Origin of the sequence: Paenibacillus gansuensis, assembly GCF_042684925.1 — a bacterium.
Classification (GTDB): Bacteria; Bacillota; Bacilli; order Paenibacillales; family DY6; genus Paenibacillus_N; species Paenibacillus_N gansuensis.
In genome coordinates this window covers 43,904-67,642 of the sequence record NZ_JBHUME010000002.1, presented here as the reverse complement: position 1 = coordinate 67,642, position 23,739 = coordinate 43,904, and the positions used below count along the sequence as shown (strand labels likewise).

Annotated in this window: 18 protein-coding genes and 1 riboswitch; of the genes, 14 read left to right on the top strand and 4 right to left on the bottom strand. The window is 49.1% G+C overall.

The genetic code is table 11. The features are described from left to right. Positions 1-111: 111 nt before the first annotated feature. A riboswitch (cobalamin riboswitch) is annotated at positions 112-307 on the bottom strand. Between the two features lie 139 nt (positions 308-446). The 7 genes from ACFSUF_RS00495 to ACFSUF_RS00465 all read left to right on the top strand — a co-directional run bounded on the left by ACFSUF_RS00495 (position 447) and on the right by ACFSUF_RS00465 (position 8,833). Next, the gene (locus ACFSUF_RS00495) at positions 447-848 is read left to right on the top strand and encodes a DUF2203 domain-containing protein (RefSeq protein WP_377599049.1); all 402 of its coding nucleotides are present in this window, start codon (positions 447-449) and stop codon (positions 846-848) included. Between the two features lie 390 nt (positions 849-1,238). Next, positions 1,239-2,918 (top strand): copper resistance CopC/CopD family protein, encoded by a 1,680-nt coding sequence (locus ACFSUF_RS00490; RefSeq protein WP_377599047.1) that lies wholly within the window; start codon positions 1,239-1,241, stop codon positions 2,916-2,918. Between the two features lie 6 nt (positions 2,919-2,924). Then, positions 2,925-3,773, top strand: a complete 849-nt coding sequence (locus ACFSUF_RS00485) for a sensor histidine kinase (RefSeq protein ID WP_377599045.1) — start codon at positions 2,925-2,927, stop codon at positions 3,771-3,773. Beyond that, a complete protein-coding gene (locus ACFSUF_RS00480) occupies positions 3,773-4,486 on the top strand; it encodes a response regulator (protein ID WP_377599043.1) in 714 nt (237 codons plus the stop codon). The genes ACFSUF_RS00485 and ACFSUF_RS00480 overlap by 1 nt, the downstream gene beginning before the upstream one ends. Positions 4,487-4,624: 138 nt before the next feature. After that, complete coding sequence (locus ACFSUF_RS00475; RefSeq protein ID WP_377600187.1) at positions 4,625-5,266, top strand: YcnI family copper-binding membrane protein; 642 nt, start codon at positions 4,625-4,627, stop codon at positions 5,264-5,266. Positions 5,267-5,787: 521 nt separating this feature from the next. Continuing rightward, on the top strand, positions 5,788-6,612 hold the full coding sequence (locus ACFSUF_RS00470) for a MerR family transcriptional regulator (RefSeq protein WP_377599041.1): 825 nt from the start codon (positions 5,788-5,790) through the stop codon (positions 6,610-6,612). Between the two features lie 283 nt (positions 6,613-6,895). Beyond that, on the top strand, positions 6,896-8,833 hold the full coding sequence (locus ACFSUF_RS00465) for a glycoside hydrolase 5 family protein (protein ID WP_377599039.1): 1,938 nt from the start codon (positions 6,896-6,898) through the stop codon (positions 8,831-8,833). A gap of 43 nt (positions 8,834-8,876) precedes the next feature. Here the strand turns inward: ACFSUF_RS00465 and ACFSUF_RS00460 are convergent, their stop codons facing one another. Next, entirely contained in the window at positions 8,877-9,797 is a 921-nt protein-coding gene (locus tag ACFSUF_RS00460; RefSeq protein WP_377599037.1) for an aldo/keto reductase, read from the bottom strand. A 162-nt stretch (positions 9,798-9,959) separates the two neighbouring features. Between ACFSUF_RS00460 and ACFSUF_RS00455 the strand changes: the two genes are divergently transcribed. From ACFSUF_RS00455 to ACFSUF_RS00445, 3 genes are all read left to right on the top strand, one after another. After that, positions 9,960-10,151, top strand: coding sequence for a hypothetical protein (locus tag ACFSUF_RS00455; protein ID WP_377599035.1), 192 nt, complete (start codon positions 9,960-9,962; stop codon positions 10,149-10,151). Positions 10,152-10,556: 405 nt separating this feature from the next. After that, positions 10,557-12,017 (top strand): DHA2 family efflux MFS transporter permease subunit, encoded by a 1,461-nt coding sequence (locus ACFSUF_RS00450; protein WP_377599033.1) that lies wholly within the window; start codon positions 10,557-10,559, stop codon positions 12,015-12,017. 149 nt (positions 12,018-12,166) lie between these two features. Beyond that, entirely contained in the window at positions 12,167-13,999 is a 1,833-nt protein-coding gene (locus ACFSUF_RS00445) for a heparinase II/III domain-containing protein (RefSeq protein WP_377599031.1), read from the top strand. A 114-nt stretch (positions 14,000-14,113) separates the two neighbouring features. Here ACFSUF_RS00445 and ACFSUF_RS00440 read toward each other — a convergent pair whose 3' ends face one another. The 3 genes from ACFSUF_RS00440 to ACFSUF_RS00430 are packed head-to-tail and all read right to left on the bottom strand — an operon-like array spanning position 14,114 to position 17,749. Then, positions 14,114-15,190 (bottom strand): Ger(x)C family spore germination protein, encoded by a 1,077-nt coding sequence (locus ACFSUF_RS00440; protein WP_377599029.1) that lies wholly within the window; start codon positions 15,188-15,190, stop codon positions 14,114-14,116. Then, positions 15,187-16,275, bottom strand: a complete 1,089-nt coding sequence (locus ACFSUF_RS00435) for a GerAB/ArcD/ProY family transporter (protein ID WP_377599027.1) — start codon at positions 16,273-16,275, stop codon at positions 15,187-15,189. Before ACFSUF_RS00435 ends, ACFSUF_RS00440 begins: the two co-directional genes overlap by 4 nt. 22 nt (positions 16,276-16,297) lie before the next feature. Continuing rightward, on the bottom strand, positions 16,298-17,749 hold the full coding sequence (locus ACFSUF_RS00430; RefSeq protein ID WP_377599025.1) for a spore germination protein: 1,452 nt from the start codon (positions 17,747-17,749) through the stop codon (positions 16,298-16,300). 176 nt (positions 17,750-17,925) lie between these two features. Here ACFSUF_RS00430 and ACFSUF_RS00425 point away from each other — a divergent pair, with 176 nt between their 5' ends. From ACFSUF_RS00425 to ACFSUF_RS00410, 4 genes are all read left to right on the top strand, one after another. Next, positions 17,926-19,707, top strand: coding sequence for a sensor histidine kinase (locus ACFSUF_RS00425; RefSeq protein ID WP_377599023.1), 1,782 nt, complete (start codon positions 17,926-17,928; stop codon positions 19,705-19,707). After that, on the top strand, positions 19,704-21,293 hold the full coding sequence (locus ACFSUF_RS00420) for a response regulator (RefSeq protein ID WP_377599021.1): 1,590 nt from the start codon (positions 19,704-19,706) through the stop codon (positions 21,291-21,293). Before ACFSUF_RS00425 ends, ACFSUF_RS00420 begins: the two co-directional genes overlap by 4 nt. 110 nt (positions 21,294-21,403) lie before the next feature. After that, entirely contained in the window at positions 21,404-22,738 is a 1,335-nt protein-coding gene (locus ACFSUF_RS00415; RefSeq protein ID WP_377599019.1) for an ABC transporter substrate-binding protein, read from the top strand. A 116-nt stretch (positions 22,739-22,854) separates the two neighbouring features. After that, positions 22,855-23,736, top strand: coding sequence for a carbohydrate ABC transporter permease (locus tag ACFSUF_RS00410; RefSeq protein ID WP_377599017.1), 882 nt, complete (start codon positions 22,855-22,857; stop codon positions 23,734-23,736). Positions 23,737-23,739 lie beyond the last annotated feature (3 nt).

The window sequence follows — 23,739 nt, the reverse complement described above, 5'->3', positions numbered from 1 at the left end:
ATCCTGCCCGTTATTGAACAATGTCAGCTTAGCCCGGCCATGCACGTTTCATCCGAAACGACGCCATCAGCCGTCTATCATTCAAGCACGCTCCTATCTCCCGTAGGTTGTCGTTGTGCGTCAGAACAGGCAGGTCTCCTGGCTCCAGCATCACCGCTTGAACGCGCCTTCCCAGTCTATGAAAGACCAGTGGCAGCTTCCCGTTCAAACTCCGCTGTTACAGTGGCGGGACCGCATCGGCATTGAACCGATTTCCCTATTAAACTTCAGGCTTACGCCTTAAAGTACCTATTCCCACAATATGTAGTTGTCGTTTCCTAAAGATATATCAATATATAGTGCCTGTCAAGATCTGAAAGTTCATATATTCGTAGTTGGTAAAATAGCGCCGGATTTAGTACACTGTTTATATCGATCAACCGATGAGGCGGACGGGAGGTGGCAACGTGGCCAAGAAGTATTTCACACTGCAAGAAGCAAATGACCTGCTGCCCCTGATGAAGGCGGAATTGAAGCAGCTGCAGCAGATTAAGCAGGATTTTGAAGATAAATATGAAGAACTTGAGTTATATAAGAAAGTGTTTGCAGCCAAGCAGGTTTCCGATGATTCAGACTCTTTGTTCACCTTGGAATGCCAAATTGAATTTCTGCAGATTGAAGCGAGAACCCATTTGCAGAATTTTGAGAGGCACGGCGTAGAAGTAAAAGATATTGATATGGGACTTATTGATTTTCCTTCCATCCTAGGCGGCGAAGAAATCCTGCTCTGCTGGAAGCAGGGCGAGGAAAGAATCAGCCATTATCACGGGCTTCACGACGGCTATGCCGGGCGAAAGCGGATTGAATAGAACAAGAGAGCATGGAGACGAAGCTGCAGCCGGGATATAGAAACCGGGGCAGCTTTACGTTTACCCTTTTGAATACGATTTGTTCGTCGGCGGGCGGGGCTTGACATACGCTCGCCGAAGCCACTTTTGATTCTAACGAATCCTACAAGCCCTATTTGGCGAAAAACAGGGTGTTTCCCATTCTAACGAATCGTACCATCGTTATTTCCATGAAAATGCGCCTTTGGGGCAGGAAATGAGCCAAATAAGGTGTGTACGATTCGTTAGAATCCGGAAAGCTCGAGTTGAGCTGAAATAGCGTGTGTACGATTCGTTACACCGGCGGGCCCGGCTTGCCAGTGCACCATAGGTAGGATTACATTAGTTAAATTAGGCAGGAGGCTCATCGAATTGATAGTCAGTACAGGAAAGAAACCGATCAGAATACCCTCCCTATGGACCATAGTGCTTCTGATTGCGGTTATGTTCAGCATGCTCGGATGGGCTGCGCCGGGCACAATCAGCGCCCATGCGGCGCTGACCGGAACCGCGCCGGCAGCGGATGCCCGTTTGGAACAGGCGCCGGCGGAAGTGAAGCTTACGTTCAATGAACCTTTGGAGAGCGAGTTATACAGTATAAGCGTATGGAATGCCCGGGGGAAAGAGATCGGCGGAGGAAAGGCTACGCTCAGTGAGGACCGAAGGGAGCTGACCAAGCCGCTGCCGAAAACGGGTACCGGTGTGTACACGGTTTCCTACCGGGTTATTTCTGCAGATGGCCATCCTGTGGAGGGCGCGTATATATTTACGGTGGGAAATCCGCCGGCATCGGAGGAAGTGCCGCTGTTCCCGATCGAGGGGCATGAGCTGCACGAAGGGAATCATGCAGGGCATCACAACAGCCAAGTTAGCTGGGATATGAGTTTGAGGGAGTATGTTCAGTTCGGGGTACGGATCGCGTATTACGCTGCGCTGCTTATGCTGGCCGGCTGGGTGCTGTGGACGGCATTGCTGCCACGGGGTTCCCAGGAGCTGCAGACATCTATGAAGGACGGGCTGCTGCAGGCGCAGCGTGCACAGCTGCTGTTGCTGCTGTTGTACGTGTTCGTGCACGGGTTGGCTTTGGTGGATACCGGCGGTACGAATCTGTGGCTGAAGCTGCTCACCGGAACAGATGTGGGGCGCTCCTGGCTGATCTCGCTCGTTTGGAGCATGCTGGGGTTTGTGTTGATCGGCCGAAATAAGATCATCGACGCAGTCTGGATGCTTGGCTTGCTTGGCGCGAAAGCGATGACGGGGCATGCGGCGGGTTTTGATCCCAAGGTGTACACGGTCGGCCTGAATTTCCTGCACTTGTTCGGCTCGGCCGTTTGGGTCGGCGGCGTGACGCTGCTTATGCTCCAATGGCGCAAGCTTGGGGAAGTCAAATCACTTTATGTTGCTTCAGTGTCACGCGGAGCGCTTTGGTCCATCGTACTGCTGATCGTTACGGGGATATTGTCTACGCTGGCCTTTTTGCCCAAGATAGAGTATGTGCTGTACACACAATGGGGCGAATTTCTAATCGTCAAAACTGTGCTCGTACTCATCGTCCTGATCATCGGGGCCTATATCCGGGGACGGATGAAACGGAATAAGCCGTTGTCGGAGCTGTTAAAGCTGGATGCGGTGGTGATGGCCCTTATTATCGCCGTCGTCGGGATTTTCACCTATATCAGTCCGCTGCCTGCGAACGAACCGTTCTATTACCATGAAATGGGCGAAAAGCAGCATGGGACCATGAGCATTTCACCGAACGTGCCCGGGACGAACGAGTTTATTGTCAAGGTATTCCTGCCTGAGAATACAGGAGAACCGAAGAATATAACGCTTCGCCTGCACCCGCTGGACAAGCCGGAAAGCGGAGCGATCACCGTGCCTGTCAAGCCCTACAAGGACGAGGAAGTCGACTCCTTTACAGGCTTTACGAAGTATACGTATAAGGTGAGCGGGCCTTATCTTCCTTTTGCAGGGAAATGGCTGGTAGAACTGCGGGTACAGGATCCGGAAGACAACGAGAAAGTATACAAGCAGGAAATGAGGGTGTACTAGCCGCCTATGTCCTACAAACAGATCAAATGGCTGATTATGGCCGTTCCGACGCTCACGATCGGGTTATGGGAATACATCAGGCACAATGTGCTCACCTCTTACATTTCGATGGGGCTCGGCAACTGGCTGGCCCCTCTTCTTGTGTTTCTGGTTACCGTTGCGTTCCTGCTGAAGCTGTTCGACATTCTCGAAGATGCACAGGAGCAGCTGGAGGCTGAGAGGGCGGAGAAAGCGGTGCTGGAGGAGCGGGAAAAGCTGGCCCGGGAGCTGCATGACGGCATATCCCAATCCCTGTTTCTGTTATCGGTCAAAATGGACAAGCTGGAACGCGAACAGCCCGCAGTCAAGGAGACGGGGACGTACCATCAGCTGCGGCGTACCATCCGGAAGGTGTATGAGGATGTGCGCCAGTCCATAGCTAATCTCAAGGTGCAGGCAACACCGGAAGAGCTTCCATGGCGCCAATCCTTGGAGGGGCTTCTGCGGGAATTTACGGAGAATACCGGAGTGGACGCGGAATTGTCCTGGAAGCTGGAGGAGGAACACCTGACCCCGAAGGAAAAAGTGGAACTGCTGGCTTGTATCCGTGAAGGGATGATGAATGTGCAAAAGCACGCCAAAGCCTCGAAAGCCTGGTTGAACGCAGGCATGTCAGATTACGGGGGCTGGGAATGTACAGTGACGGATGACGGGCAGGGATTCGGCAGCGGAAGTCCAGGTGTAATCCAGTCTGCTGCATCTAATTTCGGGCTTGGAATTATCGAGGAGCGTTGTGCATCCATGGGCTGGGCATGCGGGCTTGAGCGGACGGAAGGCAGGACGACGCTGTGGATCCGAAAGGAAGGAAAGGGATAATGGCGCCTATTAAAGTGGTAATTATAGACGACCATGAACATGCCCGGGAAGGGATGCGGGACATCGTCGAAATGGATCCTTCCTTCGAAATTGCGGCGGAGGGACGGAACGGCCGGGAGGCATTGGAGCTGACGGAGAAGTGGATGCCGGACCTGCTGCTGATGGATATTCACATGCCGGATATGGACGGGTTGGAGGCGACCAAGCGCATTAAAGAGCGGTTTCCTTATGTGAAGATTGTTCTCGTGACCGTATCCGATGACGTGACGCATTTGTTCGAAGCGCTGCGGAAAGGGGCCCAGGGCTATTTGTTGAAAAATCTGCAGCCTTCCTCCTGGCATGAATACCTGCGGGCCGTTGCGTTCGATGAAGCGCCGATGTCCAAGGAAGTAGCATTCCGGCTGCTGCAGGAATTCTCGCAAGGGGATGCGGCTGCTTTCGCCAAGGGCGGAGCCGCTGCAGAGGGCGGAGAAACGGCCGGAACGGCGGAGGGGACGCCCGTAAGCACGGAGGTTACTCCGTTGACGCCAAGGGAACGGGAAATTCTCAGGTGCGTAGCGAGCGGACAATCGAACCGCGACATCGCGGAAACGTTAGCCATCTCCGAATATACAGTGAAGAATCATTTAAAAAATATTTTGCAAAAACTCCACCTGGACAACCGGGTACAACTTACAAGGTATGCGTTCGAGCAGGGATGGGTACCCAAGTAATAAGATCACTTCGACAGGCACAAAAGTTTCACAGGTACTAGCCCTTTCGAGTCATGTCCACGAGCGTGGAATCCTTTATAGTTGGGTACAGGTTGATCGATAAACAAAAGTAGACAGGTGGGTTTTTGATTGAACAAGATGACAAAACTGCTGCCATTATGCATGGCCGCTATGTTGCTCTTTGCGGGTATGGCCAGTGCGCATGTGACCGTACTTCCCCAAGAGACGACACAGGGTTCCTACGAGGTGTTCACCGCCCGTGTACCGAATGAAGCGGACAACGCAACGGTGAAGGTTGAGCTCAAATTTCCGGAAGGCGTAGAGATTTCCCGTTTTGAAAGCAAGCCGGGCTGGACTTATGAGGCTAAGAAAGAGGGCGAGAAGCTGACCGGCGTAATTTGGACAGCGAAGGAAGGCGGCGTGCTGCCGGGTGAATTCGCGGAATTCCGTTTTCAAGGAAAAGTAGGTGCTGATGCGGAAGAGCTCTCGTGGAAAGCTTACCAGACTTACCAGGACGGCAAGGTAGTGGAGTGGGTCGGCGCACCGGATGCGGATGCACCGGCTCCGGTAACGGCTGTAAAGCCGGGGACCGCTGAGGATGACCATCACGGTGCTGCCGGCGGCGGGCATTCGGCGGAAAAGCCGGCTGCGGGAGCATCCGAAGCGGATACTAAGCCAGCTGCCGAGCCGGCTTCCAATAACACGGCGACTTATCTATCCATTGCTGCGGCAGCTTTGTCGGCAGCGGCATTGGCAATGTCCCTTCGTAAGCGGAAATAACAGCGAAACACCAGCGCAGCCCTCATGGGCTGCGTTTTTTTGTGATGGAGACCAATGCTGCATTTCATACAACATTTTATGGGGTTATGCATAGCAAAAGGAGATATTACTGCACTTTGTACAACATAGTATGCTCAAAGCTGTTCACCAGAGGGGAAAATATTGTACTCGCTGCAACCTCGAAACCCTTCCTAAACGCTCCGGGAGAAGTTGTTTTTATGGAAGAAATGGAGCGGCGTTGGTAGAATGGAGCAAGAAGAGGACAAGCGAAGGGGTAAAGTACATTGCAATGGTTGAAAACATGTGTAAGCCGCTCTTGGTTGGCAGCAGCAGTGATCGTTATTAGTGGGATTGGAGTTGGACGGGCTTACTTTGCAGATGATTTCGGGACAGCGGCTGACAGTGAGAACTTTCAATACGAGGATACGTACTTTTTAGATTTATGAAGAAATAATCCTTGACCTTTCCCCAAGGGCAATGCTGTAACCTGTAATCAGATCATACGCGAAAGGAGCTTAAGCATGCTGACAGTCGGCCAGGTGGCCCGGATTTTTAACATCACGCCCAAAACGTTAAGGCATTACGACAACATTGGCTTATTCTCGCCGGCCTCCATGGGGGAAGAGAACGGATACCGGTATTATACGATGGAGCAGCTGCCTGAGCTTCGGTATATTGTCTATCTGAGATCCATGGGGATCGGCATCGAGACCATCATGGGGCTAAAAGGGAGCGGGCTGCTGACGAATCCGCAAAACATCAGGGCGCTGCTGGAAGAACACTCGGAGGCCATCCGGGCTGAGCTGGAAGCCAAGCGGGAGAAGCTGAAGGAAGTGGAGCGGATGATCGACTACATTTCAGGTATAGGAGGCATTCCAATGGAGTACAGATTGGTGACAAAAGTCGAGTTTCGGGTAACGGGGATGAAATGGGAGCCTGGAACGGCAGAGAGCATTTCCCAAATGTGGGGACGGTTTCTGCCGAGAGAACATGAAATTACCGGTAAGGTGGAGCCTCACATAGCCTACGGCGTTTGTGTTCCTAGAGAAGAAGGCTGCATCTTGTCTTACTATGCCGGTTACGAAACCGAAACAGGCGCCCAAGTGCCTGAGGGGATGGAGACGATCACAGTGCCGGCCCAAACGTATGCGGTATTCATCCACAAAGGGACAGCGGAAGGAATCAGCGGCACGTTCGAACTGATTTACAGCACCTGGTTGAAGCAGCATGGATTAGAGCCTGTTCCGGGCATGGACCTGGAGGTATACGGCGAAAGGTTTTACGGCCCGATGTCCGCGGAGTCCGAAACGGAGATTTATATCCCGGTAGCAGTACAGCGCGGTTAAGGCAGGCACAGGATTTTTTCTACAGTTAATTTCTTGGCGGGTCGGGCAAGCATTGCTCGGCCTTTTGAATTTGTAAGAACATATGAATTCATTAAACCTACTGTATCGTAACGAGTGACATTGTGCCGAATCTTCTGTGTAAAGGATTTGTGGCCATGCTTGCTCCCTATCAAAAAGTAGAATCGTTATAAAATAGAGTAAGTCTATTCTAGAACGATCAGAGACTCTTGTTTACACTGAATTGCGGAAGCAATACCACTACGGAATCAGGGAGTTGAGGGAGTTGGGGAAAAACCGGCTGCTGGATGTGAACAAGAGTTTTTTTGTAGGCTGTAACTATTGGGCTTCTCACGCGGGAACCCGAATGTGGTCGGACTGGAATCCGGCGCAAGTGGAGACCGATCTGCAGCGGTTATCGGAAGCGGGCATTGATGTACTTCGTGTATTTCCCTTATGGCCGGATTTTCAGCCGATAGAGAGCTTGTACTCGGGAAGAGGGAAGCATCGCGGTTACCGGTTCGGCGAGGAGCGTCTGCCGGATGATGAAGCAGGGCGTGCAGGGATGTCGCAAGTGATGATGGAGCGTTTCAAGCAGTTTACAATGATCGCGGAAAAATACAGCCTTAAAATCATCGTCGGGCTCATTACAGGCTGGATGAGCGGACGCCTTTTCGTTCCGCCGGCACTGCGGGGCAAACCGATATTGACCGATCCGGATTCCATCCGCTGGCAGATCAGGTTTGTACGTTATTTCATTTCAGAGATGAAACATTCCGATACGATCGTTGCCTGGGATCTGGGAAATGAGTGTAACGAGATGGGCAGCGTTTCGGGCCGGGAAGAAGCCTATGTATGGACAGCGGCGATTGCTAATACCATTAAGGCGAGCGACAGTACGAGGCCTTTGATTTCAGGCATGCACAGCCTGACGCCGAGCGGCGCTTGGACAATGCAGGATCAAGGAGAGCTGACAGACATTTTAACAACGCATCCTTATCCTTTTTGGACTCCTTATATGGATTACGATCCGCTGGATACGATCCGTCCTGCCGTTCATGCCGCAGCGGAGAGCTTATTTTATGGGCAGATCGGAGAGAAGCCTTGCTTCGCTGAAGAAATGGGTACCATGGGGCCGATGGTTTGCAGCGAGGAAGTTGCCGCCGCATTTGCGCGGACAAGTATGCTGACACAGTGGTCACACGGGTTAAGCGGACTTCTATGGTGGTGCGCTAACGACCAGACGAAACTGAACCATGCCCCTTATGATTGGGTAGCTTGCGAAGGCGAATTGGGGCTGCTGACGGAGAATGGACGGGTAAAGCCGGTACTGAGAGAGCTGGCATCTCTTAAAAACAAGCTTGAGGAACTGATTCCGGCAGGACTGCCGCCCCGGGCCGTGGACGGTGTTTGTATTCTTAACAGCTCCCAGGATCATTGGGCTGCTGCGCTTGGCGCGTTCCTTTTGTCCAAGCAAGCTGGCTTTGATATCGATTTCCGTTATGAGGAACAGTCTCTCCCTGAAGCCGATTTCTACCTGCTCCCCTCCGTTACCGGTGTGGAGGGCGTACCGAAGCAGCGATGGGAGGAGCTTCTTCGCAAGGTATCGGAAGGAGCAACTCTTTACCTATCGTCCAACAACGGTTATATGCTGAATTTTTCAGAGCTTACCGGGCTGACGGTAGAAAACCGGATGCGGCGGGCAAGCGCTGCTGATTTCGTGCTAGGGGGAAACGAAGGAAATACCAACCTCACCGTTCCCAGCGAGTTTAAACTGCAGTTTCGGAATGATCGGGCGACAATCCTTGCCGCAGAGCCGGACGGGAATCCCGTACTAAGTCGGGCAGCGTATGGCAAAGGAACGGTATATTTTTGTTCGGTGCCGGTGGAACTGGCTATGGTGCAGCAGCCGAATGTAAGTTTTAACACGGAAACGATGCCGTATTGGCGGTTATATAGAACCATTTCAGAAGGAGTAAGGAGCCGACGCGCAATCACCTCGACAGATCCTCGGTTAGGGATTACGGAGCATCCATCCGACGATGAAACGAGATATGCCGTTGTTATCAATTATTCCTCTGAAGCAAGTGAGGCAGCCTTGACGCTTCAGGAAGGGTGGCATCTCCAAGGCAGTCTGTACGGGGATGCAGCTGCAGGCACAAATTCCGTTTCGTGCAAGCTCGCACCGAATGACGGGTCTGTTCTGAAGCTGGTTCGCAGGTAAGAGATAAGGGAAATCCCCCTGTGGAAAGGGGATTTCTTTATTTCTAAGTTGTTACTGCTTGCGGATGATCATCTGTGAGAAGGTCCGCAGCAGCTGCATTTGCATCAACCTGTGCCTCATCCTTGCAGCCGGGAATAACCGTGGTGACAGCAGGATGCTTCAAGCACCAGGCCAGCGCCCATTGCGCCATGTCAACACCATCGGGAACTTCGGTACGGGCGATCTCGCCTACTTGCTCCAGCTTGCGGTCAAGCTCGGCTTGTTCAATCCGCTTACGAACGTCGCCTTCGCTAAAAGTAGCACCCGGCTTGTATTTGCCGCTCAGGAAGCCGCTGGCCAGCGGGACGCGTGCAAGGACACCTAAGTCCTGTTGTTCGCAGGATGGGAAGACACGCTCCTCCGGTTTTTGGTCCAGACGGTTGTAGACGACCTGGATCGCAGACGCCCCGATCTCTGTTGCTTTCGCTGTTTGGTGCAGATTATCGTTGCTGCCGATGGAAATGCCCAGGTGACGGATTTTGCCGGCTTGTTTCTGCTTGTCCAAAGCGGTCCACAAAGCATCGTTATCGAAAGACGAGTCTGGTCCGGAGTGAAATTGATAAAGATCAATGTAATCGGTCTGTAGAGCACGCAGCGAATCGTCCAGCTGCTTCAGTACTTGTTCCGTATTAAACTCATCGGTGCGGTTCAAATGGCTATGAAAGTGATGTCCGAATTTCGTGGCCAGCACCCAGTCTTCCCGGCGGTCGTTCTTTAAGAATTTGCCGATGAGCGACTCGGACAAATGATCCCCGTAACACTCGGCGGTGTCAATCAGATTGATCCCGCGTTCCTTCGCCCGCCGCAGCACAGCGGCCGCTTCTTCTTCGGTATAGCTGCGGCCCCATTCGCCGCCGAACTGCCAGGTGCCGACGCCTACTACGGAAACTTTCAAATCCGTCTTGCCTAATCTGCGGTATTTCATAAGTGCTGAACCTCCTTAAAATTGTACTCACTACATTATATAGGAAATCATAGCCATTCCCAAATGAAAAGCCCCGTGCTGGCTTTGTATTAGCTGGCAGGGCACGGAGCTATGACTAAAAGAGTAATTGAAAAGAGCAAATGTTGGAGTAGGAATAGGATTATGAGTAGGAGCAACCACGGTGTCCGGCAGTCTAACGAATCCTTTGAACCTTATTTCCTCAGTTTTGACGAGTTTCTTGATTTATCGAATTTGAGACACGCTATTTACCGGATTTACCATCAAAAAGTTGACATTTCGGCCAAATTGCGTGTCTACGATTCGTTAGAATTCAAAAAGCTCCATTTTGCTTAAAATAACGTGTCTCTGATTCATTAGCCGCAGTCGGGTCAAGTATTAGCGCTGCAGGGTCTAGGTAGTAAGTTGATAACGGCCCAAATTGATTGCCGGAATTGGAGCTGGGATCTGACTTCATTTTCAGCGAAAATGTTCCGGAACGTAAGGGATAACATCCTTTACGTAAGGGGTATAATTTTATACATAGTCCGGCAGAGCGTATAACGGCGGGGCAAAGCGGGAAATTCGGTATCTCAAAATGGCGGTGGAACTAAGTCAGGGGCAATGGGAGCATCTAGGAAAAATACATAATTTCGACTTTGCTAAATAACTGAAGAACTTATACAATAAATTACATAAGCGTTTATAAAGAGCGGGTATATATCAAACCCGTTAATATCGGAAAACGTAGAGGGAGAGTCAATGAATACGGAAACAAAAGAATTTTCGATCCGCACGATAATCGGGCCGATGATGGCGATTATCGTGGGAATGATTATGGTTATTTTAGACAGTACGGTGGTCAATGTGGCGCTTCCGGGACTTGTGAAGGATTTAAACTCGGATATTTCCACACTTCAGTGGGCGATTACGGGCTATACCCTCGCTTTGTCCGCGGTTATCCCGCTGGCTGGCTGGATGACGGACCGTTTTGGGGCCAAGCGGGTCTTTTTGATCACAATTGCTTTGTTTACACTGGGTTCTGTACTGTGCGCTATGGCACAAACACCCGAACAGCTGATTATTTACAGGGTGATTCAAGGCTTGGGCGGAGGGATGGTCGCACCGATCGGGATGGCGATGGTGTTTCGTTTGGCTCCTCCGGAAAAAATGGGCTCCATCATGGGGATGTTGGGCATTCCTATGCTGCTTGCGCCTGCGTTAGGTCCCGTGTTATCGGGATATTTCGTCGAGTATTCCTCGTGGCACTGGATTTTTCTGATTAATTTGCCGATCGGCATCATTGCTTTGATCGTTGGATGGAAGTATCTGCCCAAGGCAGAGCGGAGAGCAGTACCTTCCCTCGATATTCTCGGCATCATTCTGGCGCCGATTGCATTCGCTACCTTGGCCTACGCTGTGAATGAAGGCGGCGAGAGCTGGACGTCCGACCGGACGCTGATCAGCTTGTCCATAGGGGTCATTGCGCTGATTGCTTTCATCTTTGTGGAGCTGCGTCAGAAGCAGCCTTTGCTGGAGCTTCGGGTGTTCGGTTCTTCCGATTTTACCCGGGGAATCATCATCGCATGGATTACGCAAATCGCTCTGTTCGGCGCCTTCGTCCTGATTCCGCTGTATCTGCAGGGAATTAAAGGCTATGGCCCGTTAAAGACAGGTTTAATTCTGCTTCCGCAGGCTTTGGCATCCGGTGTGTTTATGCCGATCGGCGGACGGTTGTTTGACAAGATCGGTGTAAGGCCGCTGGCATTGACCGGCTTGACGATCGTTACAGGTGCGTTGTTTATGTTCTCACAAGTGACGGTGGACACGGGGTTAGGGTATATCATGACGGCATTAATACTAATGGGTGCCGGTATGGGTTTCTCCATGATGCCTCTGAATACCCATATCCTTCAGGCAGCGCCGCGCAGTCTTGTAGGCAGAGTAACTCCGCTTACAACGGCGGCACAGCAGGTCATGGTTTCGTTTGCCGTAGCCGGACTGACGGGGTTCTTAACATCCCGCATTACGACGCACATGAAGGGAACAGGCGGTGATCTGCCGGCTGCGTCCATCACGGCATACGGTGATACCTTTGTCCTTGCGGCTTGTATAGCAGGAACCGGGGCTGTCCTCTCGATTCTGCTGCGCAGACCGAAACCCAAGGAGGAGGAAAAGCCGGCGGACGATGCGGCTAACTCTGCAATGATGATGGGACATTAATAAGAAGAATCAATTGTATATGAAGGCTGTTCTTCAAGGAGACTTGAGGAGCGGCCTTTTTTTGGAATATCGGGCTTTTGGAAGGGCTTTCCTTTTTTGCGCTGCTGTCGTACCCTTAAGAAAGAGATCAGTTGGAAAGGGGAACGCGGATGAATATGCGAAGTTTGCTGGCCGCACTTCAACATGGGACAAGGAAGGCGGGCGGAGACCCTGAAAAGCTGTTGTTTGTGGAATGCAGAGAGCGTTTGGGCGGAGGCATCGAAGGCGCAAAACTGTCGGCGTTGACCGCGAAGCTTAGCCAATTTCATGCGCTGGGCAGCCAACTGTTGTCAGAACCGGTGCAAGCCATCCCATTCAGTGCTTATAGGCTGTTCGATACGACCGGCGACCGGGAGGTGTTTGAACAAGCGTACTTCAGCCGCAGGAAAAGATTGGATGTGTATGCTGTCCTTTCGCTGACTAACGGGGGAGAAGCATGGATTCGTGCACTAGAGGATACCATTTGGGCTATATGTGACGAATATACTTGGTGCCTGCCTGCCCATTTAGGCGGCCGCAGTCTCGAAACGGGGGAAGAACACCGTACGGCCTTAGACCTGTTTGCGGCGGAGACCGCTTTCTATCTGGCGGAAATCCTTCATGTGCTGGGAGACCGTTTATCCGGCCTTGTGGCGGAAAGGGCGGAGCATGAAATCTTGTCTCGTGTCCTCCAACCTTATGCTTCCCTTTCGCCCGCTTACGGCTGGGAAACGGCGGATATGAATTGGGCTGCCGTCTGTGCGGGATCGATCGGGATGGCAGCAATGTACTTGATTGGGGAGGACGCAGAATTCCTTCCGGTTCTTCACAGGGTACTGTCTTCGATGGATACCTATCTGTCGGGCTTTACAGAAGATGGGGCTTGCCTGGAAGGCGTGATGTACTGGAATTATGGTTTCGTCTTTTATACGGCATTCGCGGAACTGCTTAGACAACGGACGGGCGGTGAGATCCGTCTGATGGAGCAGGAAAAGATCCGCAGCATCGCTTTGTTCCAACAAAAGTGCTATCTGGGAGGCAGCGCGGTACTCAGTTTCTCGGATAGTCCTGACAACACCGAATTTCAGCCGGGACTTACGCACAGGCTGAAGCGGTATTATGCTGAAGTAGAATTACCTGACCGGCAGCATGAAGCGGGCATACTTGCGGACAACTGCTTCCGGTGGATCCATGTAATCCGCAATCTGGTATGGTATGATGCGGGCCTCACGGCAGCAGGGGTATCGGATACGGACGATTACCTGGAACAGGCGCAAATTATCGTTAGCCGCTGCACCGTGGACGGAATAAGAATTGCCTTTTCGGCAAAGGGCGGCTTCAATGACGAACCCCATAACCATAATGATGCCGGAAGCTTTCTTTACTTTGCAGGAGGGAGCCAGCTTTTGGCCGATCCGGGGGCGGGGGTATACTCCAAAGAGTACTTTGGGCCCAACAGGTACGACATGATTTACAGCGGTTCACACGGTCACTCCGTGCCGGTTGTTGACGGCTGCCGCCAGCAGGCGGGAAGGGATTTTCGCGCAGAAGTACGATTGGCTGAGATTAGCGAAACAGAGGCAGTGTACGAGATGGAGCTTGCCGGCGCTTATGCATGCCCCAAGTTGAAGTCACTTGTCCGTCATATCCGGTTTTTCAAGGCGGATGGCTCACTTAGGCTGACGGACCGGTTTATCTTCGGTGAACAACCTTCTTCCTATCATGAGCGCTTTGTGACCTTCCATAAGCCGGTTATTGACCGGGAGGGGCTGGTGATGATTACAGACGAACGATCAGGCTTAACACTAACAGTTGCCTACGATTACGCACAGTTTCAAGCCTCCGTGGCCGAAGAGCCATTCCTGGCGAAAAACGGGGACCGGGACCGGCTGTACCTCCTTGATATAAGCCCGAAGATTCCTGTTGTAACAGATACGATAGAGGTAGTTATTTCTTTGTTATAAGCATAGAGAAAATAGCTCCTCCACATATATAAATATCCATAACCATAGTGCAGAAAACCCGACCTGAACACAGGTCAGGTTCTTTGCACTTTTTCTGTACTGTGCAATCATCCTTTATTTCCTTATTCCCATTTCCGTAAAATGAACCTTAACATTCAATCGAACGTTCAATGTTGGATATTGTTTTTTCCATTCGTCTTCGTTCCAATTTCGCGTTTTACTCCTTACGAAATCTCCTAATCCGAGAGGGTCAATCCCTTCTTTTTTAAACAATTGAATGAGATCCATTCCAGTTGAGGTTAGATCGTTTTCGAAACGGTTTTCTATTCTCTGCTGCACTTGTGTTGGAAAGCGGACCCCCCTTGAATCAACAATTTCACCGATTAAGTTAAGGTTTATCGCCACAGTTGGAGTTTTCGTATCGGTTCTGACTCGATAATGAACTTTTGAACCGATATTGTCCACTGCAACGTAAGATCCATCGTCCAGTTTTGCTTCAAGAGAACCATGTTTCACATTTCCCGAAAGCAGCTTCATGAGCCGCATCTGCTTTTCGTCCAGTGACCTTACATATTTGTCATCCTTAAATAAAGCTAAACCGGAAATCAGAACTTTGCCGTTATGCAAAGCAAGCAGAGGCAGAAAAGGATCCATTCCTTTGCCCAAAAAGGCGTACTCGAACTCGTGAAGATTTTGCCTCGGAACAAGCCCGGACCGTACGTTCGTATGGAGTAAATTGTACAAAAACATCCCTGTTTCCTCAGTTGAACTGGAATTCGCTTGCAATATCTCCTTTGCTTTTCCATCGACAACGGCCAAATATATCTTTCGTGAAGTTTGAGCGTCACGCAAAGCCGCATCCAAGTTATCCGCCAACCCTTTTTCCGCCAACTCTTTTCCGAATAAAATCACAGAAAGTCTACCTGGATTAATGGGCCGGTTTAATTGCTTGTTCATTAATTCTTTGATACCTCTTATTGTGGGGCCCGCCTGAGAGTGCAATATATTTGAAACGGAACCGGGGTTACCAGCTTGAAACTTGGGCGCCGAAATCGTGAAATCGATTTGATCGTTTGGTGCTTCATCGAAGGCGCTGACAATAAACATGGTGACTTCTTCTATAGTTTGCTGCTTTACGCACCCCGTTAACAGGATACAGGTGACCAATAGTAAGAACAAGAACCGATTCATACCGTTCTTCTCACTTTCATTCTGACCATGTCGACGATAAACACAAATGGGATGTAGGCATAAATCATGTAAAATCCGATCTCGGATAACAGGGTTTGAACCGACTCAATATCATTACGACCTGGAATCAGGCATACGGCGGTTAAGACCGGAATTAATAATATCGGCAGGACTGTCGATTGTTTTACCGTGAACATCAATTTAAACATTCGGCTTGAAGCCCAGAGGCAGAAGCATATGGTAGGGATTACCATTATGATCTGTGAAGAAGCGCCGATAAATTCAAATCGTTCTATAAAAGGAAAATGAATAAATTTATATTTGGTTAAATGCGGCCAAATTTCTTTTGCTAATTGTTCGGGTTTGAACAATAACAATGAAAAGAAAATTAGGAGAAGATAAGATACTGTTGTAACAAAATTGGCCAAATGCGCCCATTTTTGCGATTTTTTTGGTGTTTTGATGAAAGTGTAACAGAAAAAGAGCATCTCCACCCCTGCATAGGGAAATGTCAACGCCTTACCTGCTTGGACGACATCGTTCAGCGAATGATCCATAATGGGCGACAAATTACTAAAATGATAAAAAGCCGCTGGAAAAAACAAGGCTGTTAGTAAAAGATACCGTAACATGCTAAACATACATATGCCCACGATCACTCGAAAACCTCCTGCAACGATGTAATAAACAAGCAGGAGCAAAGCCAATGCCAACGGCCATGTTTCAAGTTCAGGAAATAGCCATACTTGGATAATTTCTATAAATAGCCGTATTTGAAAAGTTGCAATGAGCAGGAGGTAAACGATAAAGATAAAGTTCAGACCGCCTCCCGCCCATTTTCCGAAAAATTGTGTATGAATATGGATAAGATCCGTCTCATTATGGTTGAGAATTCGATAAATCATCCATATTACGATGTGGAAAATAATGCCGCAAAGGATGACAGAGATCCAAGCATCTTGACCGGCCAGTTGAATCGGCTTGTTCGACATGGAGAGATACTCGGGTCCTATTTGCATTGAATTTATCAATATGAAAACCAAATAAGGCGATACGGTAAATCGCGGATATTCCGTTGATTTCATCTTGTACCACTCCAATGCTGATTCATTCGTCTATGTCTCTTTTTTTATTTGCGTTTTTCCTGTCGAATCTTACGGGTTTTTGCGGCCTGATAAAGCTCAATCTATGATGATATTTGGAATAGGGAGGACGAATTACAGTATCATACAAGTCGGGAGTGCGAAAAGGATAAAAAGGAACCAGGTAAGGCATCCCGAGAGACTGTAAGCGCAGCAGATGTGCAACCATGGCAATTGTGCAGATGAAAATCCCCAATATCCCCCATAATTGCGCTGCAAAGATAAATGGAAAACGTAGAAGCCGTATGGTAACGCTCATTCGAAAAACCGGTGTAGCGAAAGAAGCCAATGCCGATATCGACACAATGATCAATAATAAGTTGCTTGTAAGCGAGGCTTCGACGGCGGCCGTACCGAGCACAATACCTCCAACAATCCCAATGGTTTGTCCGATTTTCGTAGGCAATCTGGCGCCCGCTTCCCGTATCAGTTCAATGACAAGCTCCATAATGAGCACTTCCACGACAGGAGGAAAGGGTACATTGATCCTCGAAGAAACGACAGTAGGCAAAAAGACATTTGAAATACCCTGAGCGTGATAGGTCATAACAGCTACATATATTGGTGATGCAAAGACGGAAAACATCACGGAAACCATGCGAATTACCCGCAATATGGAGCCGATGATCCATGGCAAATAATAATCTTCAAAAGTAACGAAAAATTGCCCCAGGTTGACCGGCGCAAAAATCACAGTCGGGGCCCCGTCCTTCAAAACGCAAATTTGTCCGGATGATAAGGCCCAGGCTACGTAATCCGGCCTCTCGGTCCCGATCGTCTGTGGAAAGAAGGAGTTGGAATTATCTTCGATCATTTGTTGAAGCAAGGTGGTATCCGTAATTTGATCGAATTGCACATCCTCTAGGCGCTGAATGCATGTATTTACATATTGTTCGTTCGCTATTCCCTTTATGTAACAAATCGCAACTCTGGACTTGGATATACTCCCTACCGTAAGCTCTTTTATACGTAACTCGGGAACGGGAACTCGTTTGCGAATCAAGTTAAGATTGATGTCCAATGATTCAACAAACGCTTCTTTCGGTCCTTCCACGGTGAATTCGATTTCGGGTACCGTTACCTTGCGGCCCTTAAATGCGGCGGCATTGACCAAAATACAATGATGGCTTTGGTCTCCATTTAGAATAGCAACATTTCCACGCAAAATTTTGTTTTGAATAACGTCCCAATCGGAGGATATTTCTTTTTCCGCAACAGGGATCAAATGGTACAGTTCATCGAAAGATATGTCCGGCTCTTTGCTCAGGCAGCCCAGGATATGCTGATGTAAGATTTTTGGATCCGTGACAGAATTAAAATACCCGATGAATAAAGAAGCAGTGTTCGTTTGATGTTCGGAGCAAACGAAATCAGATGATTCACTAAGTTCCTTCCATAACCGAGGGACTGAATTCATTTCTATTCACTCTTTTCCTGATTTCAATTTCTCAAGTTCATTGTCTCAATTCAAACGGATAATTATACAAAATCCGGTAACCCGCTATAAAGCGGCCCCGTCCCAAACAGCCCCTTTTCCAATTCCCCGCCGTATCTGCTAGAATGGGTGTGAAAATTCATACACCGGAGGTCCTTATGCCTGTCTATCATAAATTGTCCGCCTGGTTCCGCAATCAGATGATCGGAAATAAGATCATGCTGATCTATATACCTCTGATCGTCATACCGCTTCTTATTCTCGGATATGCCTCCAACCGGGTGTATACGAACGTAATGATCGATCAGACGATCCATAATGTGTCGGACAACTCTAACCTGATCATTACAAGGATGGAAGGGATTTTCGCCAACGTCGAGAGCAGCGGAAACATGCTTACGATCAACTTGAATAAGCTGTTTTCCCAGAACCCGAACATGTCAGAACTTCAAAAGTATACACAGATCACCAATCAGATCACTTATACGCAACTGATTTTTCCCGATGTATCCTCCGCTGCATTTATCGATAAAGACGGGACCATATACGGTTCCCATCCAGCTATGGAAGACGGGGAGGAAGATGCGAGAGCCAGCGGTCTGCTGAGAGACATTAACAGGACGAACGGACGAAACATCTGGTTTCCAATGCAGATCCGTTCCTTTTTGACGATGGATCCGAAACTCCCTGTGCTCAGCATGGGGAAACGCATTTTTAACATCAATACAGGCCAAACTCTCGGCTGGCTGATTTTGAACATCCACGAAAAGCGGCTGTCTTCCATATACCAGTCGGTTAGCAGCAACCCTTACGGTTCTTACTTCATTGCCGATTCAAGCGGGCAGATTGTATCCGCCCAAGATAAGTCGACCCTTTTGAAACCGGCTGCTGACCAGCTCACGCGGAATTGGATCCGTTCCAGTAAAAATGAAAGCATCATTACCGGAAACGGCCGGGGCGAAGTGCTCTTAATCTCGAATTCGTTCCCGCATTTTGACTGGAAGCTGATTACCGAGACACCGCTGCGGCAGCTTACGAAGGATTATGATAAAATTGCCTGGCTCATTGCCGCCATGGCTGCTGCTTGTCTGATCATTGCCCTGTTCGGGGCGAGAATCCTGTCCAACCTGGTCGTGAACCCGGTGAAAAGACTGGCCAAAGAAATGCTCAAAGTACGAGAGGGCAGCCTGCATGGTTCCATTGAAGTCAATTCGACGGATGAAATCGGCTATTTGGCTTCAGGTTTTAACACCATGGTCTACCGGATCCGGGAGTTGTTAGACAAGGTGAATTTTGAGCAGAGGAAAAAGAGGGAGTACGAGTTCGCACTGATTCAATCTCAGATTAAACCGCATTTTTTATATAATACCTTGGATGTGATCTACACTTTGTCGGAAATGGGCAGAGTCAAAGATGTGCAAAAAACGACCAAAGCGCTTGCCGATTTCTACCGGGTTGCCTTAAGTCAGGGCCGGGAAATGATCGCCATCCGGGAGGAATTGGATAACCTGAGAGATTATTTTGCCATTCAGAGGATACGCTATTCCGATGTGTTCGACTTCGAGATTCAGGTGCATCCGGATGTGCTCCCGCATCCCATACCGAAGTTAACGATTCAGCCGCTTGTGGAAAATGCAATTTACCACGGCTTGAAAGCGAAAGGAAGTTTCGGCACCATCAAGATCCACGGTTGTATCGAGAATGATTGCATTCATTTGAAGGTTATGGACAATGGGGTAGGGATGACGGAAGAGAAAATCCGCAGCCTTCTATCTGAGGACCGCAGCGGCAGCGGCTCTTCGTTCGGCTTGTTTAACGTAAACAACAGAATCAAACTGTATTTCGGAGAGGAATACGGCCTTACTATCAGCAGCGAACCGGGTCAAGGTACAGAAATATGCATAGTGCTGCCTGTTCCGGCGAAAGGGGAAACTTCATGATCAACATGATGATTGTAGACGACGAGTCCATTTTTAGAGAGTATTTGAAAACGACGATAGATTGGGGCCAGTACGGCTTCCAAATTACAGCTGAAGGCAAGAACGGAGTGCACGCTTTGGAACAGGCCGAACTGCATCCCCCTGATATTGCGCTTCTAGATATCAATATGCCGTTCATGGACGGGATCGAGCTGGCCGAGAAGTTGCTGGAACGCTATCCGCATGTAAGAATCGTTCTGATTACGGGCCACAGCGAATTTGAATATGCCCGCAAAGCGATAAGACTGGGTGTGAAGGATTATATCCTCAAACCGTTTACGAAAGAGGAACTGCTCCTGACGATGCTGAAAATACGCCAGGACATCGAGATTGAGCAGCAGGAAAAAACTACGGCCATCTCGCAGCAGGCGATCATGAAGGAACGGCTCCTGAACAGGATGATTAGCAAAGATTACAACGGCACGCAGGAGGACACTGTGCGCCAGCTCGATGAACTGGGGATTCGGGCGCAATCCGGGTTGTTTCAGGTGGCCTGCATTGAAATCGACCATCTTGACCAGAAGTGGAATGAAGTGAGCGAAAAGCTGCTTTGGAAATTTGCCGTAACGAATGTGCTGGGGGAGATTATCCAAATCAGAGGGAGCCATCTAATGTTTACGGATGCCGACGGCAGGATCGTCTCTTTGCTGGAGTTCGAGGACGAAGCAGCGGTTCATGAATTCGACAAGGATGATTACGGCATGCTGTGCCAGTTAATCAAGAAACATTTGAAGTTCACCATAACGATCGGTTTGGGCTCCGTCCACAACGGATATAACCATATCTATTCTTCCTATATGGAAGCTCTGGTTTCGCTTCAAAACAAATTCAACATGGGCAATGACCGCTGTATTGAGTATGAACGGTACCGTGATGAATTTTCAGGACTCGGCTTTTATCCTGCTGAAATGAACGAACGGCTGCTGGGGCATATGAGATCCGGAGAAAGCGCCAAAGTGGCCGAGCAGCTAACCGAAATGTTCCGTTATATAAGGGAACAGCGGACGTCTGTCGATCATACCTACATGATCTGTATGAATGTCATTTCGCTGTGCTTGTCGTTTGTAACGGAAGCGGGATACGATGTCGAGGATGTTTACAGCGAAGGGTTTTCCCCATTCAGCGAACTGAAGAAGCTGGAATCTATCCATGAGACCGAAAAGTGGATGAAGCATTTGTACAAGCAGGCTGTGGAGTATGCGGGGAGCCACCGGATGACGAAAGCACGCAAGAACGCTTTAGCGGCGAAAGAATATATAGATGGGCATTATGCCGACCCGGAGTTGAGTGTGGAACGGATTGCAGGCCATATCTACATTAATTCCAGTTACTTGAGATCTATTTTCAAAAAAGAATGGCAGACCACCGTTTCCGACTATATTACCCACGTCCGGCTGCAAAAGGCGAAGGAGCTGATTACCGCGGGCCGAAGCAGGCTTTCCGATATTTCCGAGCAAGTGGGTTATAACGATGCAGGATATTTCAGCAAGGCCTTCAAAAAGTACGTTGGCATGACTCCTAGCGAATATGAAAATACCAGGAACTAAACCTGCGGATTTTACAAATTTGCATCGGTTTTTCCATTAAAATATTCCTCTAGTCCTTTTATACTAGGATAGTACTTAACACCAAACATTCAGGTTCTGGAGGGGTTCGAATGAAAGGAAACGTAAGAAAGAGCATGCTTCTTTTGTTAACGTTTGCAATCGCCTTTGCAATTACGGCTTGCGGCGCTGGCAATAACACGAAAGAAGAAAATGCCGGGTCGTCCAATCAAGGAAATAATGCTGGCAATACGACTGCAGACGGCAAGACTAAACTGCGGATCTATGCGCAATATTCCGATGAAGATACAAAGGCACCTTTCGACTACGCAGTTGCGGAGTTGAAGAAAGAAATGCCTAATGTAGAGCTTGAGCTTGATATCCAGGCACAGGACGACGGTCAGAAACTGAAAACGTATGCGGCAACAGGAAATATGCCCGACATTTTCAATGCAGGTCTTGACCTGATCAACACGTTCAAGAAATCCGACAACATTCTAGTTCTTGATGACTACGTGAACAGCCTTGGCTACAAGGACAAGATGCAGCCGAGCGCAATGAACACACTGACACACGAAGATGGCCATACTTATGCTTTCCCATATGCAGGTAACGAGCTTGTTCTTCTATACTACAACAAAGAACTGTTCGAAAAGAACGGCGTAAAAGTACCGACTACGTATGATGAGTTTATGGATGCAGTTAAGAAATTTAAAGCTGCCGGCGTAACGCCGATGTCCATTTTCGCGAAAGAAAAATGGCCTTGCGTAGCCCTGTATGACATGTTTGTAACTCGTTCCAACCCGGCTGGTATTACAGCTTTGGATCAAGGCAAAGCGAAAGCTTCTGACAATGAATTCAAAACTGCGGCACAAAAAGTAGAAGAGCTTGTTAAAGCAGGTTTGCTTCCTAAAGGCGCTACGAACATGAACTACGACCAGGCAGCGGCTCTGTTCCACGAAGGAAAAGCAGCTATGTTCATCAACGGCCAATGGGAAATTGAAGCGGCTACGAAAGCACTAGGCGATAAAGCAGGATTTATGTACTACCCTGCCAACTCTGCAGCTGAAGTAGATGCTACTAAGCTGGCATTCAGCGGCGGCGGCGGCCCGGGCGGATACGCAGTATCCCCGTCCACGAAGGATAAAGACCTTGCAGCGAAAGTTGCGGCGTTTATCTCTCTGAAAACAGCTGAATTCAAGTATACAAACCGCGGTAACCCGATGGTAGCAACGAAAGTTGATCTTCCGGTAGTGAAGAAGTTCCCTCCAATGATGGAGCAGCTTGCTAAAGATATCCCTAACATTACTAGCACTTCGGCCTTCGCATGGGGTCTTGCTAACGCGAAAGTAAAAGCGGCGATTGAGGATGCTTCCCAAAACTTGCTGACAGGTTCTTACACGGCGGACGATTTCGTAGCTGATGTGGATGCTGTAGCAGGTAACTAAACAATAGATATTATAGACATAAAATTGAAAATCTCACATCAGTCATGAGTGTTAGGCTGATGTGGGATTTTTAAACTAAAGACGGAGTATTCCGGTACAAACGGAGGATGGTGAGCATGAAAAAGTTTTTAGGCAACAAGCTGGCAATCGCACTTTTCACATTGCCTGCGCTGATCCTGTTTTCCGTTGTCGTGTTCTATCCGATGATTCAGACGCTGTTCCGCAGTTTTTATGAGTGGGACGGTCTTAGCACAGCTACTTTCATCGGGCTCGATAACTATGAGCGGCTCTTTCATGACCGGCTGTTTTTTAAATCGCTTTACAACGGTTTGATTTTTGCGGCCGTCATTACAGTATTTCAGATCGGTATGGCTACGGTGCTTGCTTTTATCATTGCCGATGCCAAAATTAAAGGACGCCGCTTTTTGCGGATCAGTTACTTCATTCCAGTTGTATTGTCCATTACCGTCGTATGTCAGCTCTGGCTGGCTATGTATAACGGAGAGTACGGCTTGATTAACAAAATCTTCGGTTTACTTGGCATGGAGTACCGTCAAGACTGGCTTTCGAACGGCAAGACAGCCATCATCGCCATTGCTTTCGTAAATGCTTGGCAATATATGGGCTACCACTTTGCTCTGATTCTCGCAGGTGTAAAATCTATTCCTGAACAGTTCCTCGAAGCAGCGAGAATTGACGGTGCAACCAAATTACAGGCGCACCGCAAAATTACGATTCCTCTGCTCAGCGAGACGTACCGCTTTTGTCTGGTGTTCGCGGTGACGGGCGGCTTAAACGCTTTTGCCAACATGTTTATCATGACGAACGGCGGTCCCGGTAACAGCACGTACACCCTGACCTTCATGATGTTCCGTTCCGCATTCCGGATTAACGAGTTCGGTTACGGTACGGCGGCTGCTGCTATTCTCGTTATCGAGTGTTTGCTCGCTACGTTGATCATTAACCGCTTCGTGGCAAGAGAGAAATTAACTTACTAAGGA

Coding starts and splice junctions, on each gene's coding strand:
- ACFSUF_RS00480 (WP_377599043.1), top strand. CDS start 3,773: ATGGCGCCTATTAAAGTGGTAATTATAGACGACCATGAACATGCCCGG.
- ACFSUF_RS00440 (WP_377599029.1), bottom strand. CDS start 15,190: ATGAATCGGTTCTTGTTCTTACTATTGGTCACCTGTATCCTGTTAACG.
- ACFSUF_RS00425 (WP_377599023.1), top strand. CDS start 17,926: ATGCCTGTCTATCATAAATTGTCCGCCTGGTTCCGCAATCAGATGATC.
- ACFSUF_RS00430 (WP_377599025.1), bottom strand. CDS start 17,749: ATGAATTCAGTCCCTCGGTTATGGAAGGAACTTAGTGAATCATCTGAT.
- ACFSUF_RS00450 (WP_377599033.1), top strand. CDS start 10,557: ATGAATACGGAAACAAAAGAATTTTCGATCCGCACGATAATCGGGCCG.
- ACFSUF_RS00455 (WP_377599035.1), top strand. CDS start 9,960: ATGAGTAGGAGCAACCACGGTGTCCGGCAGTCTAACGAATCCTTTGAA.
- ACFSUF_RS00420 (WP_377599021.1), top strand. CDS start 19,704: ATGATCAACATGATGATTGTAGACGACGAGTCCATTTTTAGAGAGTAT.
- ACFSUF_RS00460 (WP_377599037.1), bottom strand. CDS start 9,797: ATGAAATACCGCAGATTAGGCAAGACGGATTTGAAAGTTTCCGTAGTA.
- ACFSUF_RS00410 (WP_377599017.1), top strand. CDS start 22,855: ATGAAAAAGTTTTTAGGCAACAAGCTGGCAATCGCACTTTTCACATTG.
- ACFSUF_RS00470 (WP_377599041.1), top strand. CDS start 5,788: ATGCTGACAGTCGGCCAGGTGGCCCGGATTTTTAACATCACGCCCAAA.
- ACFSUF_RS00445 (WP_377599031.1), top strand. CDS start 12,167: ATGAATATGCGAAGTTTGCTGGCCGCACTTCAACATGGGACAAGGAAG.
- ACFSUF_RS00485 (WP_377599045.1), top strand. CDS start 2,925: ATGTCCTACAAACAGATCAAATGGCTGATTATGGCCGTTCCGACGCTC.
- ACFSUF_RS00435 (WP_377599027.1), bottom strand. CDS start 16,275: ATGAAATCAACGGAATATCCGCGATTTACCGTATCGCCTTATTTGGTT.
- ACFSUF_RS00475 (WP_377600187.1), top strand. CDS start 4,625: ATGACAAAACTGCTGCCATTATGCATGGCCGCTATGTTGCTCTTTGCG.
- ACFSUF_RS00415 (WP_377599019.1), top strand. CDS start 21,404: ATGAAAGGAAACGTAAGAAAGAGCATGCTTCTTTTGTTAACGTTTGCA.